At 44.3% G+C, this 14613-nt stretch carries 12 protein-coding genes; 4 read left to right on the top strand and 8 right to left on the bottom strand.

The window, feature by feature from the left end; translation table 11 throughout:
* Positions 1-168 precede the first annotated feature (168 nt).
* Positions 169-1800, top strand: a complete 1632-nt coding sequence (gene dnaG, locus QAS77_RS00060; RefSeq protein ID WP_305063700.1) for a DNA primase DnaG — start codon at positions 169-171, stop codon at positions 1798-1800.
* Between the two features lie 198 nt (positions 1801-1998).
* The gene (locus QAS77_RS00055; RefSeq protein WP_250868748.1) at positions 1999-2286 is read left to right on the top strand and encodes a UPF0058 family protein; all 288 of its coding nucleotides are present in this window, start codon (positions 1999-2001) and stop codon (positions 2284-2286) included.
* Here QAS77_RS00055 and rimI read toward each other — a convergent pair.
* Both rimI and arcS read right to left on the bottom strand, forming a co-directional pair.
* Positions 2283-2804, bottom strand: a complete 522-nt coding sequence (gene rimI / locus QAS77_RS00050) for a ribosomal protein S18-alanine N-acetyltransferase (protein WP_250868749.1) — start codon at positions 2802-2804, stop codon at positions 2283-2285. The genes QAS77_RS00055 and rimI overlap by 4 nt on opposite strands.
* A gap of 90 nt (positions 2805-2894) precedes the next feature.
* The gene (gene arcS / locus QAS77_RS00045) at positions 2895-4742 is read right to left on the bottom strand and encodes an archaeosine synthase subunit alpha (RefSeq protein ID WP_305063699.1); all 1848 of its coding nucleotides are present in this window, start codon (positions 4740-4742) and stop codon (positions 2895-2897) included.
* A gap of 89 nt (positions 4743-4831) precedes the next feature.
* On the opposite strand from arcS, the gene QAS77_RS00040 reads away from it, so the two are divergent.
* Together QAS77_RS00040 and QAS77_RS00035 are read left to right on the top strand one after the other, a co-directional pair.
* Complete coding sequence (locus QAS77_RS00040; protein ID WP_305063698.1) at positions 4832-6205, top strand: FAD-binding oxidoreductase; 1374 nt, start codon at positions 4832-4834, stop codon at positions 6203-6205.
* Between the two features lies 1 nt (position 6206).
* A complete protein-coding gene (locus tag QAS77_RS00035) occupies positions 6207-7277 on the top strand; it encodes a (Fe-S)-binding protein (protein WP_305063697.1) in 1071 nt (356 codons plus the stop codon).
* A gap of 6 nt (positions 7278-7283) precedes the next feature.
* On the opposite strand, the gene QAS77_RS00030 is transcribed toward QAS77_RS00035, so the two are convergent.
* The 6 genes from QAS77_RS00030 to QAS77_RS00005 form a co-directional block, all read right to left on the bottom strand.
* The gene (locus tag QAS77_RS00030) at positions 7284-8813 is read right to left on the bottom strand and encodes a hybrid sensor histidine kinase/response regulator (RefSeq protein ID WP_305063696.1); all 1530 of its coding nucleotides are present in this window, start codon (positions 8811-8813) and stop codon (positions 7284-7286) included.
* Positions 8814-8872: 59 nt separating this feature from the next.
* Positions 8873-10741 carry a YgiQ family radical SAM protein gene (locus QAS77_RS00025; RefSeq protein ID WP_305063695.1) on the bottom strand — a complete coding sequence of 623 codons (1869 nt, stop codon included), beginning with the start codon at positions 10739-10741 and terminating at the stop codon, positions 8873-8875.
* Between the two features lie 12 nt (positions 10742-10753).
* Positions 10754-11389, bottom strand: a complete 636-nt coding sequence (locus tag QAS77_RS00020) for an MBL fold metallo-hydrolase (protein WP_305063694.1) — start codon at positions 11387-11389, stop codon at positions 10754-10756.
* A gap of 20 nt (positions 11390-11409) precedes the next feature.
* Positions 11410-12165, bottom strand: a complete 756-nt coding sequence (locus QAS77_RS00015; RefSeq protein WP_250869345.1) for a TatD family hydrolase — start codon at positions 12163-12165, stop codon at positions 11410-11412.
* Positions 12166-12170: 5 nt separating this feature from the next.
* Entirely contained in the window at positions 12171-13664 is a 1494-nt protein-coding gene (locus QAS77_RS00010; RefSeq protein ID WP_250869347.1) for a 2-isopropylmalate synthase, read from the bottom strand.
* Positions 13665-13830: 166 nt separating this feature from the next.
* Positions 13831-14031: a hypothetical protein gene (locus tag QAS77_RS00005; protein ID WP_250869485.1), complete on the bottom strand. Its 201-nt coding sequence runs from the start codon at positions 14029-14031 to the stop codon at positions 13831-13833.
* Between the last annotated feature and the right edge of the window lie 582 nt (positions 14032-14613).

The raw sequence follows: 14613 nt of genomic DNA, 5'->3' as shown, positions 1-14613 counted from the left end.
ATTGATGGTCAATAGACAATATCTGACATAGTACATGCAGCCGAAAGATCTTCTTTCTTCTACTCTTGAGAGCCTATTTTGTAGTATGCATATTTGGTCATATTTTGTTAGTCTGTTTAAACGTAGATCCTGCCTAATATGGCAACTACTGTATAAGAAGGAGATAATATGCAAAATACAGACACCACTAAATATATCATTCATTCAAAGATCAGCGCTGACGGAATAATTGAACGCCCTGATATTGTAGGAGCTATTTTTGGCCAGACAGAAGGTCTGCTTGGTTCAGATCTGGACCTGCGCGATCTTCAAAAGACCGGCCGTATCGGAAGGATAGAGGTTGCAGTAGGTGCAAAGGGCGGTAAGACCAAAGGTAATATCTTTATTCCATCTAGCCTCGATAGGGTTGAGACCTCTATTCTTGCAGCATCCCTTGAGACCATTGACAGAGTAGGTCCATGTACGGCAAAGATCGAGATCACACAGATCGAGGATGTTCGTGCAACCAAAAGGAAACATATCATTGAGCGTGCAAAGTACATTCTTACCGACATGTTCGATGAGAACCTTCCGGAATCCCAGGAGATCGCAGATGAAGTTCGTCAGTCAGTACGCATTGAAGAGATGGAGTACTATGGAAAGAACAAGATCCCATGTGGCCCTAATGTGGTCGAATCCGATGCGATCGTTGTTGTTGAAGGCAGGGCGGATGTGCTGAACCTTTTGAGATATGGTATCAAGAACACTATCTGTGTAGGCGGCACCAATGTACCACCTGAGGTTGCAGAGCTCACAAAGAAGAAGACCGTAACTGCATTCACAGACGGTGACCGTGGTGGAAAGCTCATCATAAAGGAGCTTCTACAGGTTGCAGACATTGATTACATTGCACGTGCTCCTGACGGAAAGAGTGTCGAAGACCTTGTTCAGAGGGAGATCGTACGCGCACTGAGGCAGAAGATCCCTGTAGAGCAGGCTCTTGAAAATTACTCTATCAAAACAGATGTTAAACCTGAACAGATAGAAAAACCTGCTAAGGGTGGCAGGGTCACACGCATTCCAAAGCGCAAGGAAAGGCCAACGAGTGAGGTCTCTGCACCTGTTGCTACCAAAGTTGTTAACAAACCTTCCATGTCCGAAGAGAAACCGAGGGTATCAAGAGCAACGAGGGTGCCCAGGGAAACAACGGCATCTAGGGCAACAAGGATACCAAGGGAAACAACAGCAACTAGAGAAACAACAGCAACTAGAGAAACAACAGCAACTAGAGAAACAACGGCATCTAGGGCAACAAGGGTACCAAGGGAGACAACAGCAACTAGAGAAACAACGGCATCTAGGGCAACAAGGGTACCAAGGGAGACAACAGCAACTAGGGAAACAACGGCATCTAGAGCAACAAGGGCACCCAGGGAAACAACAGCAACTAGAGCAACAAGGGCACCCAGGGAAACAACGGCACCCAGGGAAACAAGGGCGCCAAAAGAAGCAAAGCCCGCAGTGCTCTCTCCGCGGGCACTTAGGTTTAAACCACACTCTGATGCACTGAATGGAACTCTTGGAGCAAGACTTTTGGATTCAAAGGACAAGATCATTGAGGAAACTGCAGTTCGTGATCTGGTCAACACACTGAAAGAGAACGATGAAGGGATCAAGAGCGTTGTTTTCGATGGAGTCGTAACTCAGCGTATCCTGGATATCGCATCTGACAAGGGTATTGAGAACCTTATTGGTGTGAAAAAGGGCAATATTGCAAAAAGCCCTGCAAGTGTCAATGTTCTGACAGCATCTGATTTTTGATCATTTAAGGATCAAATCTTTTCTCTTTTTCTCTTTTTCCCTCAATAGAGCATTATTAATCATAAAAAATAAATCAAAAAACATTTATATGATAAATAGGAAAGGCTCGTCCGCGAATAATGGTTTTATTTGAGTCTTAAGTTTACTGTAATGCAACGCACACAAAATAGTGTGGTGTAAAGAAAACGGACTAAAACCATGCAAAAAGATGAATTGATTCAGTTGCATACATTATTAGCTCAGATAAAGAGACATCTGGAATCTCAGAGCAGTGATTATGATTTTTCTGAATATAGATCACTGTCAATAAGTCCTGTTCATATCCATCGCAGTAAAGCAGATCATAAACATGCCATATTTATACTTGGAAACCATCTTGCTTCGATAATCTCAGAAGATGAGCTTTCTGGCATTGGCAGAACATCTGTAAGAATGCAGGAATTTGCAGAGCGCACTGGAAGGCACTCCCCTGTCAGCAATAATTAAATATTGTCAGGCAATTGGAACTTGGTCTCAGGAAGTGAAGGCACTTCAAAAGAGATATTCTTGGAGTGATTGGTCCATGACCTTGGAGAAAGTTGTTTTTTCATAATGATCCCACTTTCTCCATCCGAATAATAATCGTGCTCTATCCAGCAAGCTATAAAATCCATTTTCCTGTACATCTGAATAGCTTTGTCGTTGCTGCTCCTGACCTCAAGGGTCGCAGATCTTATGCCCTCATCTTTGAACAGGTCCAGAATAGAATTAAGGAGCTTTTTTCCAACTCCCATGTTCTGCCATTCCTTTTTTACTGCCAGGGAGAATATACGGCCTTCGTTCGTTTCAGACCGATAGCCCATGACAAAACCAATGACCTTATTGCCCGTGGTTGCAACAAGAAATCCTTCATCGTTCATCTCATAGAAGTTCATGTAAACGAAAGGATTGTGCTCTGTAAATGCTTCCATTTCAATGGCCAGAACCTGTTCAAAATCCTGGGGCATAAAATTTCTGACTATCATTGTCTTTTAGTAGGTATCTCATTATAAAAAAGAATATTGAAAGAAGTAATAAGAAAAAGAGAAAAAAGGCCTTAAAAGCAAATTAATGCCTTAGTTAGCCTTTTTTACATGTCTGAGGTCCACAGCTACCCCTCGTGATGAGCCTACCATCTCTTCTCCACTCATCATAGCGCGCCCGACTCCTATTGCTTTACTGCCGGTGATCATGACCTCATCTCCGGGTCTGATGTTCTTGTCAGCAGCAACAACACCAGGTGCAAGCAATGAGCCTCTTGGAAGGAAATCATCTATGGTCACAGTGTAGCCTGAGTACTCCTCGGAATTTGAAAGCAATCGTATCCCTGCAACGGTAAGTGCGAGTGTACCATACTGCGGTATCATTGTAGCTATCTGTTCTTTGCCAATGAATACCTGATGTTTGGGGAATGGTGCCTTTATCTTTGCATCGTCAGGTACGACCAGCTTACCGGCACCTAGGCCGAACTGGTAGTCTGCAATAGAGCGCATCATGTCGGTCCTTGATCTGGTCTGCTTATACTCCTTTTCCGACACTATCTCAGAGAGGGTTTTTTTCAGGTTATCGAGGGAGTCGTATGATGACACGTTCCCGGCACTTGTATAAATGAAATCGATGGAAAGTTGTTCTGAAACGATCTCGCATATTTCCCTGTAGGCTCCTTCTACATGTGCTACGACATGTGAATAGCTGTGCTTTGAAAGATAATCCCTGAGGCAGGCGGAGACCCACTTTATCTCTTCAGCATCCCAGTATCCTGTCACAACAGTATCATAATGTGCTGCAGGATAGGTCATTTCAAGCTCCCTGGGTACGATACCCAGTGGGGAGGTAAGGATAACCTCATGCACGAATTTCCTGTACTTTCCCAATGATTTTATGAACTTGTTGTGGGAATTGGATATTGAATATGGTTTCTTTGCCGAGCAAGGAAAAAGCACGAGTATTTCGGATTCCGGAGGCGTATATCTTTCCTGTATCCTTTTTGCAAACCTAACGACCTCAGGCCTTGTCATGGATTCAGAAGTCGTTGCAAGCATCTGGTTGGACCTGGCAATAGGAGTTTGCTTTTCCATGTAGTCGTATTGTGTATCGGAAAGCCTCAAAAGTGCTGCAAGCCACGGTTCTGTTCTACACTGTCCTTCAATGTATTCACGAAGGTTGCCGGAGCGTATCCTTTCCCTTGCTAGGACTATCTCTGCTTCCAGCATGTTGCGGTTATGTCTGCTGATCAGCTCTGCCCTATCAGCTTTAGGCATTGCTCTTAGTTCCTCGAGCGTAATAGGTGCGCATGCTTCACATCTGCATGGCAGCTCTGTCATCGAATCAAGGAAATGTTTGCCGGCAGTTGTCATGTAGATATCGTTATATCCGGCTATTATTGCCTTTGTATCATCAACAATATCTATTCCAAGGTAAACAAGCATTGCAGCATTTATGGGGGTACAGAGGTTCGGCAGGTAAATAGCGGTATCAGGAGCAACACTATCTTTCAGATCGATAAGTCTCTCCAGGAACTTTCTCGCATTGCCTTCTAAAGAACCTGCACCTTCCATTACGTAAAGGTCAGCCTTTTTCACATCCACACCTTTGCGGAAAATGCGACCTATAGGACCTGTAGATTCAACTTCGGTTCTCTCCGAGGTCTTCATTACCACATCTTCAGGTACTTCCAAGGTCAGGTCCTGATGAGGAAGTATGATAATAGTTTCATCCCCGACCTCTTCGCGGATCTTCCTGATCCTTTCTTCTGCTTCTTCAATAGAGATGTTCCAGATGGAGCCTGCATCTGTTATGGGGGAATGGGCATCGTTAAGGGATGCTGTATCAATTATATATGGTGTCCTTACTGGTGTTGGAAAGAGTATTTTTCCAATTCGGGCAGCACCATCCCGTTGTTCTACCTCAAAGTATGATGTCATGTTTCCCTAATATGCTTAAGTAGATGTAAATCTTTTCTACTGAACATAAGTACCCAAACGTTTATTTTTAAAAAGGGTTTCAGGTTAAGATGATGCTCGCTAAAGAACTTGAGGAGATCCTCGGGAAAGAGAATGTTTCTACCCGAAGGTCAGAGCTTTACTGTTATTCCTTTGATGCTTCCGGAGTAGAAGGGCTGCCGGACTTTGTCGTAAGGCCTGCAAGCACTGAACAGGTAGCTGATGTGATCAGATCAGCGGACATGTCGAACACTCCTGTTGTTGCAAGGGGTGCAGGCTCAGGTCTTTGCGGTGGTGCGGTTCCGGTAAATGGGGGCATTTTGCTGGATATGTCCTCAATGGACCGTATCCTTGACATCGATATTGACAATCTTCAGATCACGGTCGAACCCGGTGTCGTTCACGAAAAACTTAACAAGGCACTGGAGCCGTATGGTTTTTTCTTCCCGCCTGACCCCGGGAGCACTGCCATGTGTACCATCGGCGGGCTCATGGCGAACAATGGAAGCGGGATGAGGTGTGTGAAATACGGTACTACCAGGAACTATGTTCTCGATCTTGAGGTCGTGATGGCCGATGGCAGAATAGTGAACACCGGCTCGAAGACTTTGAAAACAGCTTCAGGGTATGATCTGACCAATCTTATAGTAGGTTCTGAAGGCACTCTTGGTATTATCACTAAGGCTGTGCTCAAGATACATCCTCTGCCCCATTCCCGCAGTGTCATACTTGCATCCTTTGACAATACCACTCTTGCCGGCAAGGCCGTGGTGAAGGTGCTTTCATCCGGGATCATACCTTCGGCATGTGAAATTCTTGACAGTACTGCCATCAAGGCTGTCAGGAGGTTCGATCCTTCTGTGGAACTTCCTGATGTGGGTGCTATTCTTATGATAGAAGTGGACGGGATGGAGAATGCGGTCAGGGAAGAAGCTGCTCTTGTGGGGAAAGCCTGTGAGGAGCTGGCTTCTGCCATAAAGGTCGCGGAGAGTGGAGCTGAAAGTGATAATCTATGGAAGGCACGCAGGCTGGTAGGTGCTGCCATATCAAAGATCGATGTTAAGCGCACTCGTATCTATGTAGGAGAAGACATTGGAGTTCCAATAAAAGAACTACCTGGTATGCTTGAATACGTGCGTTCGCTTTCAGAAGAGTTCGATATTCATATTATGACCTATGGGCATATCGGCGATGGGAATCTCCATACCGGGATGGCCATCGATATGCTCAGTGAGGAAGAACTGGAAAGTGCACATGCTGTGGCGGACAGGATATACAGGCGTGCGATCTCTGTGGGTGGTACTGTGAGTGCTGAGCATGGGGTGGGGAAGGCACGCGCGATGTATATGGAACTGGAACACCCAACTTCTCTTGAGGTGATGCGGCAGATAAAAAGGGCCCTTGATCCGAAAGGGATACTTAATCCGGGTAAAATGGGGCTTTGATATGCAGGAAGATAAGCAAAGGTCGATTCTCAAATGTGTCCGTTGCGGGACATGCCGTAGTATATGCCCGGTCTTTGAAGAACTTGGCTGGGAATCTTTCAGTACGAGAGGGCGTATGCTTCTTGCAAAGGGTATCTCAAAAGGGATGGATGTGGATGAAAGTATGATCGATAGCATCAATACCTGTACCACATGTGGGTTGTGTGAGCAGATGTGTCCTGCAGGAGCAAAGCCAACTGATGTCTTCGAAGAGTTACGTCGCGACCTTGTCAGGATGGGCAAGGTCAAAGGTTCACAATTGGAATTGTATAATAATACTCTTCTTACAGGAAATCCCCTTGGCGAAAAGAGGTCTGATACAAGTTTTATCCTGGGGCAAAGGGATGTTCCCAAGGTCGCAGACTATGTATATTTCGTAGGGTGCCTTGGTTCATATCGGTTCAGGGAAGATGCTCTCAAGACATATGACCTTATCAGAGATATGGGGGTGACCGTACTTTCCGATGAGGTATGTTGTGGTTCTCCGCTACTCAGGACAGGATTCGATGCGGATGAGCTCATAAGACATAATCTTGAGCAGATCGAAAAGACCGGTGCACATACCATAATAGCCAGTTGTGCAGGTTGTTATAATACGTTCAAGAATGACTATCCCGACAGGTTCAATGTCGTTCACATCACTGAGTTTTTGGTGGAACATATGGATGAGTTGGGGCTTGGAAGGCTGGATCTCACGGTAACTTATCACGATCCGTGTCATCTTGGCAGGGCAAACAGGATATTCGATGCTCCCCGAAAACTGATAATGGCTGTCTGTGATCTAAAAGAGATGAGGACCAACAGGGAAAATGCCAGATGTTGCGGAGGGGGTGGGGGAGTCAGGAAAGGATATCCTGACCTTTCGGCTTCAATTGCTAAAAAGAGGACAATGGATGTTCCCGATGGTGTGGACCATATTGTAACATGCTGTCCGTTGTGTAGGACGAATCTGGAACAGGCAAGTGATGTTCCGGTCATTGATCTGCTGGACCTCTTATATATGGCACAAAAGGAAGGCCTGAAGGCCGTCTAAGTTCATTTATTTGCAGATGGGGCCTTTATCAACGAATACAGGCAATTTGACATGGATCTCGGTGCCCTGGTCTACTTCACTGTTTATCCATATGGTGCCTCTATGCGCTTCGATTATCTTTTTACAGATGATCAGTCCATAATCCTGACTACAGTAACAGATATCACATTCAGTTTCTTCTTCAGGAGCTTCACTGAATATATGGGTAAGCATCTCTTTTGGAATGCCTTTACCTGTATCTTTTATGACGATGTGTATGTCCCCGTTCTCTTCTGAGGCAAGGATGGAGATCTTCCTTCCTGATGGAGTATATTTGATAGCATTGCCAAGCAGATGCATCAATACACTTTCTATGTACTTTGCGTTCCCGTGTACCGGTGAGAGCGAATCGGAAATGTCGGTAGTGACCTCGATCCCCTTCTGATCGATCTGGGGGAACATGTCTTTTTTGATCATTTCAAGTATTTTTTTGATATTAATAAGACTGAATGTGTATTTTATCGTCTCGTTCTGCATTTCACTTACATAGAACAGTGATTCTATGAGATGTTGCAGGCGTTCTGAATTTCGGACCACGGATTCCATTGTCTTTTTTTGATGCTCGTTCAGGTCACCCAGTCTTTCATTGTAGAGCAGGTCACTGAAACCTTTTATTGATATCAATGGTGTTCTTAACTCATGGTTGATGTTTGCCAGGAATTCATCTTTCAACTTGTGGGAGATCTGGAGCTTTTCGTTAGCCTTTGAAAGTTCTTCTTCAATATTTTTTCTTTCAGTCGTGTCGTCTCCTGAACGAATCAATCCTGTTATCTTGCCTTCATCATCTTTTAATATCACATCATGCCAGAGGATCATGCGTTCGGAAAACGTACCATCCGCATTTTTAGTCACTACTAAACGTTCGTAATATTCAGGCGGTTGGGCTTTACCGCTCAAGATGCTGAGCAAGTCCTGTTTTCGGCGTTCACGTCCGTTTTCCGGAATAAAATCTATCCAGCTTTTACCGCGAATATCCTTTTTCTCCCAACCAAAGATATCACAGGTCTTCTGATTTGCGAATACTATCTCTGTGTCCGTGTTGATTATAACAATGATAGTGCCTGCTGCATCGAGATATTTATATGCCTGGTTCCTTTCCTTGATTATGTTTTCCTGTAAGTGTTTTATTTTTAACAGGGATTGCACACGGCTTAATATTTCCATATGACTGACAGGTTTGTTGAGAAAATCGTCTGCAACTTCTTCAAGGCTTTTTATTTTCTCTTTCTTTTCTGCTCGTGATGTCAGCATGATGATAGGTATGAGCTTTGTGCGTTCATCTTTCTTCAATGTCCTGCATAGCTCATGGCCTGTAATGTCCGGAATCATGATGTCAAGTATGATGATATCAGGACTTTCAGCAATTGCGATCTCAAGACCTTTGCAACCGGAATATGCTTTTATAACTTCATAGTCGGAGCTGAGTATGGCTTCCAGCATTTCAACATTATCATTTTCATTATCAATGATCAATATTTTCGATCTTTTTTGGGTCATGTTTACTCTATGAAGTTATGGAATTTAGCATATCGATAATCTTCATATTATAAAAAATTTCATCTTTTTGGTGCAAACATATTCTTGCCTTTTCGTGGTATAAGGCAATTCCAGGTATTCCCGATAAGGTCCTGACGGTCTGCATTTTTCAGTCCTTCGAAGATAAGACCATGGTTTTTCGGATCACGATAATGCATCATCGCTCTCTGGATGTTCTTTTCTCTACGAGAAGTAGCTACATAGACTGTTTTTCCTGTGAAGGGATCAAGTCCTGTGTGGAACATACAGGTTGCCGCGGTCATCGGGGTTGGTATGAAATCCTGTACCTGTTCGGTATATCTGTCAGTTGCTTTGATGTACTCTGCAAGTTCTATCATATCATCCATTGTACATGCAGGGTGGCCTGACATAAGGAATGTTACAAGATACTGGTCTTTGTTCAGTTTCTTGTTAGTTTCCTTAAAGATCTTGGCAAATTTTTCAAATACTTCTCTTCCTGGCTTTTTCATACAGTCCGTAACCGATTTTGAAAAGTGTTCAGGTGCAATTTTCAATTGGCCGCTGACGTGATATTGGCAGAGCTCTGTGATATATTCAGGGTCTTGTAAGGCGAGGTCATATCGAACTCCATAACTTACAAAAACACGCTTTACTTCAGGCATTTCCCTAAGCTGGCGCAGCATTTCGATATTTTCTTTGTGGGATGTGTCCATGGAGGGGCAGGGTTCAGGGTAAAGACAAAGTTTATCCTTGCAGGCGCCTTTGTTCTCCCAGTTCTTGCATTTCATGGCATACATGTTAGCACTTGGTCCGCCAACCCCTATTATGTTGCCTTTGAATTCTTTCATTCTTGTCAGAAGCTCAGCTTCATGCAGGATGGAGTCAATACTACGGCTTGTTATCATTCTTCCCTGATGTTGTGCGATGGCACAGAAAGAACAGCTTCCAAAACAGCCTCTGTGAGTTGTTATTGAAAATCTGACAGTTTCAAGAGCAGGTACTGGCTCTTTGTATGAGGGATGCTCCCGTCGGGTGTAAGGTAGATCATAGACATGATCAAGTTCCTTTTGGGAAAGCTGTCTCATTGGGGGGTTCTGGATGATGGTCGTTTTTGGATGAGGCTGGACAAGGGCAATACCTCTTACGGGGTCCTGTTGGTCATACATTAGCTTGAATGCTTTTGCATAGGTAGGCTTGTCCTTTGATACTTCATTGTAGGAAGGCATTTCCACGTAAGGGAAAGGTATCTGATCGTTCTCTTTCGCTTCCTTCCATTTTTTCACCTCAAGTTTCCATGTGGTCCCGGGAATATCATTTATGTTCCTGATATCTTCACCTGAATCGAGCCTTCGGGCGATTTCAGGTGTTTGCAGCTCTCCCATTCCATATACAAGCAGATCTGCGGGAGCATCGGCGAGTATCGATTGCCTTACTTTGCCGGACCAGTGGTCGAATTCAGCAAAACGCCTGAGGGACGCTTCTATTCCGCCGATGACAATAGGCACGTCAGGATATGTTTGTTTTAGGCGGTTGGAGTAGACAACGACTGCACGGCTGGGGCGAAGTCCTGGTTTGCCTCCAGGGGAGTACATGTCCTTTGGGCGTGGCTTGAGGGCAGGGGTGTAGTTGCTGACCATTGAGTCAGTGTTCCCTGAAGTTACTGCGAAGAAAAGCCGGGGTTTTCCCAGTTTGGTGAAATCCTTTGTGTCTTCCCAGTTAGGTTGGGAGATTATCCCTACTTTGAATCCTGCATCTTCCAGGACGCGTCCTATGATGGTTGCACCAAAGCCGGGGTGGTCTACGTAGGCGTCACCTGTTACAATGATTATGTCAAGTTGATCCCATCCGCGACTCTTGATATCTTTAATATCCATTGGGAGAAAGCGGGATGTATCTATCTTTTTCGGGTTACGTTTTTTCTGTGACATGTGTTTGTCCTTTTATCGGTATGCTCTTGACATCTGTAGTGATAAACGTATCTGCTTGTTCACGTCATCACTGGTAACTGGGCCGTGCCCTGGGTAGAGTGTAATTACGTCCAGTTCTGTTAGTTTTTCTATGGATGCTGAAAGCTGGTCCAATGAGCCACCGGTAAAATCGGTGCGGCCAATTCCTCCGTTCGGGAATACAGTGTCACCGGAGAAAAGGCTTTTCGAAGATGGCTCGTAGAGTGATATTCCTCCCGGGGTGTGGCCGGGGGTGTGAATGACCTCCATTGCTTCGGTTTCGCTTATCTTTATTATGTCACCGTTTGCATAGAGGATGTCCGGGTCTATGTCCGGGGCTGGTGCTGAGAAGAGTATGGATACACTTTCTTCTCTACTTTTCAGGGCTTGAGCATCATCTTTGTGGATGGCTATAGGGGCATTGCATATTTCTGCTACGGATTTAGCTGCGGCGCAATGGTCGAAGTGGGAGTGGGTCAGTATTATCAGTTCGATGTTTTCCGGTTGTGTGTGCTCTTTTATTTTTTGTATGAGCCGATCGGCATCCATTCCGGGATCGATGAGTATCTTTTCGTTTATGAGGTATGAGTTGGATGCGTATGGGGATGTGGTTATGCTGGTGATCTTCATTGTTTGACTCCGGGTATGTTTTAGATACCAAATATCTTCTTCGTGTTCCTGAAGGTGGCGTTTGCAATGGTCTCAGGGTCTGTGCCTTTTGCTTCTGCTATTACTGAGAGGTTGTCCAGTACGAATGCGGGTTCGTTCCGACCTTTGCGAGGGGATAGGTATGGGCTGTCGGTTTCAATGAGCATTTTGTCAAGGGGGACGTTCTCTGCTATTTTCTTATGGTGCTCTGAAAAACAGACTATTGTGGGGATGGATATGTAGTATCCTGCATCGGTTATCCTGGCGGCTGTTTCTATTGAGCCTCCATAGCAGTGGAAGACGACCTTGTCGAGGTCCTTTACCATTTCAAAACAGTCTTCTTCGGCTTCCCTTCCGTGAATTACGAGTGTCTTTTCATATTTTTCTGCTATCTCTATTACTTTACGGAAGTATTGTTTTTGGTGTTCTCTTTCCTTGTCTTCCTTATAGTAATGATAGTCAAGACCTGCTTCCCCTATACCTGCTGCTTGTTCTGCATGTAGTTCTAGCTGGAGAATGATCGAATTGGCGACTTCATTGCCGTAGTGGGATACTACCAGAGGGCTTAGGCCAATTGTAGGATAGATAAAATCGTATTCATTTGCAAGTGCGAGTGTTGCCTGGTTTGATTTAAGGTCAATTCCCGAGTTGACCATTTTAACAACACCCGCATTGCGTGCTCTTTCTATTGTTTCATCACGGTCACGGTTGAACTTTGGGAAGTCAAGGTGACAGTGTGAGTCTATGACCTTTAGCATGCTCCTTATGTTTTGAGGAGCATGTTAATAGCTGTTACGAGAGCTTCGACCGATGCGAGGACAATGTCAACGTTTGCTGCGCGTGCGGTCACTATCCTGCCTTTGTCGTTCTGCACTCCGATCACCACTTCTGCGAGTGCATCGGATCCACCGGTGACTGCTTCTATCCTGAAGTCATGGATGGTCACTTTTGCATGCTGTCCGATAAGGGTTTCGACTGCTTTTAGGGCAGCGTCAACTGGACCTACACCTACATTCGATGCTACGCATTCTTTTCCGTTGAAGAGTGCTTTTACGACTGCGGTAGATGTGGTTATGTTACCGGTCATGACACTGACCTCTTTGAGGTCTATAGGTGGCATTCCTTCAGGTCTTCCAAGGATATCGAATGCTATCGTGTAAAGGTCTGCATCAGTTATGCGTTTGCCTTTGTCTGCAAGCATTTTCACCTTTTTGATGATCGCATCGAGCTGAGCATCGGTTGGGTTGATGTTCGCAGATTGCAATGATCTGAGGACAGCGTGCTTTCCTGCGTGTTTTCCGAGTACTATCCTTCGAGTGTGTCCGACCATTTCAGGTGTCATGATGCCTGGTTCGAATGTATCGGAATTTTCGAGGACACCGTGGGTGTGTATGCCGGATTCATGAGCAAATGCGTTCTCTCCTACAATAGGCATGTGGGGAGGTATTTGAACGCCTGTGTAACGTTCGACCATTCGGGCGGTCTCTACGATATACTCGGTATTGATGTTCGTCTTTGCACCGTATATAGAGTGCAAGCTCATTACTGTTTCCGCAAGATCTGCATTACCGGCACGTTCTCCCAATCCGTTGACGGTGACCTGTGCCTGACTTGCACCGGCTTCTATTGCCATGAGACTGTTTGCAACGGCAAGTCCGAAGTCATTGTGACAGTGGGTGTCTATCGGGATGTTCATCTCTTTGTCCAGTTTGCTGATAAGGCGGTACATACCGGAGGGTGCAATTATTCCCACTGTGTCAGGGACGTTGATGATGTCACATCCTGCGTCTTCAACTGCCTTGTATACTTCTATTAAATAGTCAAGGTCTGTGCGGGTTGCATCCATTGCAGAGAACATGCAGCGCATACCGTGGTCCTTTATGTATTGTACGGCATTTACTGACATCTCGACGACTTCTTCGCGACTCTTTTTGATGGTATGTATCCTCTGGATGTCAGATGTGGAAACAAAAGTATGTATCATTCCAACGCCTGCATCTATACATGTATCAAGATCCTTTGTTAGTACGCGTGCAAGACCACATACTTCTGATGTGAGGCCTGCGTTTGCGATGTTGCGAACGGATTCCATGTCTCCTGCGGAGGCTATGGGGAACCCTGCTTCGATGGTATCCACTCCAAGCTTGGAAAGCTGATGAGCTATCTCAATCTTTTGCTCAGGAGTTAGGGATACGCCGGGGGTTTGTTCGCCGTCACGAAGGGTAGTGTCAAAAATGCTTATCTTTCGGTTTCGGATGGGTTCATCGACGTAAAAATCGATCCCTCAGTTGTGTATTTGTATCCATAATAATCATTAATACTACCTGATTAATGGTATAAATAGAAAACGTTTGAAGTAGTTTATTACATTGGATGGCCTATATTTTTCAATATACTAGTATTAGTAGAGTGTTCATATCTTTTTAATTGCTGATTTTTGTGAGCTTACGCCGGAGAGTTTCAGATCTTCTGAAGTAGAAGGCACCAATTAAGGAAGAAGTTATTCCTATTATGGTAAATTTGTTTGAGATATCAAGGGCATATGTTCCTGCAACTATAATACTTCCTAATCCTGCGAAAAACAATCCTATTCCTTGCATACGTTGCATTTTGTCTTTTTGCATTTTATCACAGCAATTTCAATATTTTTGTTATTAATATATCTAACTTTTTTTAGATTTGTTTAATCTGATTTATAATTTTTCTTGTAATGCTGTGGATTAGTTTGCAGGGTTGCTGTAAATATATATTTCATGTCATGTGCCACAAATGACTTTTATATAAACCCATGTCAAACGTTGTCACACTACATATAAATACGAGTGCGTAGTGGTAGGGGTGCTCTCATTGAGCTGATCGGTGCCATTTTCGGTACGATCAGGATGAGGGTTCAAAAACGTTTATGCTCTTTCATGACTGGATTCACATTCTCAAAAATGTGGTTATGCTTTCCGATTCGGAACGTATATATAGCATGAAGGAGTTTAAGGAAATCCACTCAACGTGTGGAATTTCAATCACTTTCAAATCAAGATCATTAGTGGAGACCAGAGCTTTTTCGGTCTGACGTTGAATTTGGCAGTTCGATTAATTCTGACTGATAGTGTAAATCTATCTATCGAGAACTAATCGAAATTGTGCATTAATAAGTAACTCTCTAATTCACTTTAGAGTGGTCTTTTCCGACAATTTTTAAGTTTAACTTC

The organism is Methanococcoides sp., from assembly GCF_030594565.1.
GTDB lineage: Archaea > Halobacteriota > Methanosarcinia > Methanosarcinales > Methanosarcinaceae > Methanococcoides > Methanococcoides seepicolus.
Note: the sequence above shows the minus strand (reverse complement) of the source record. Positions and strands in the feature narration are given on the sequence as shown.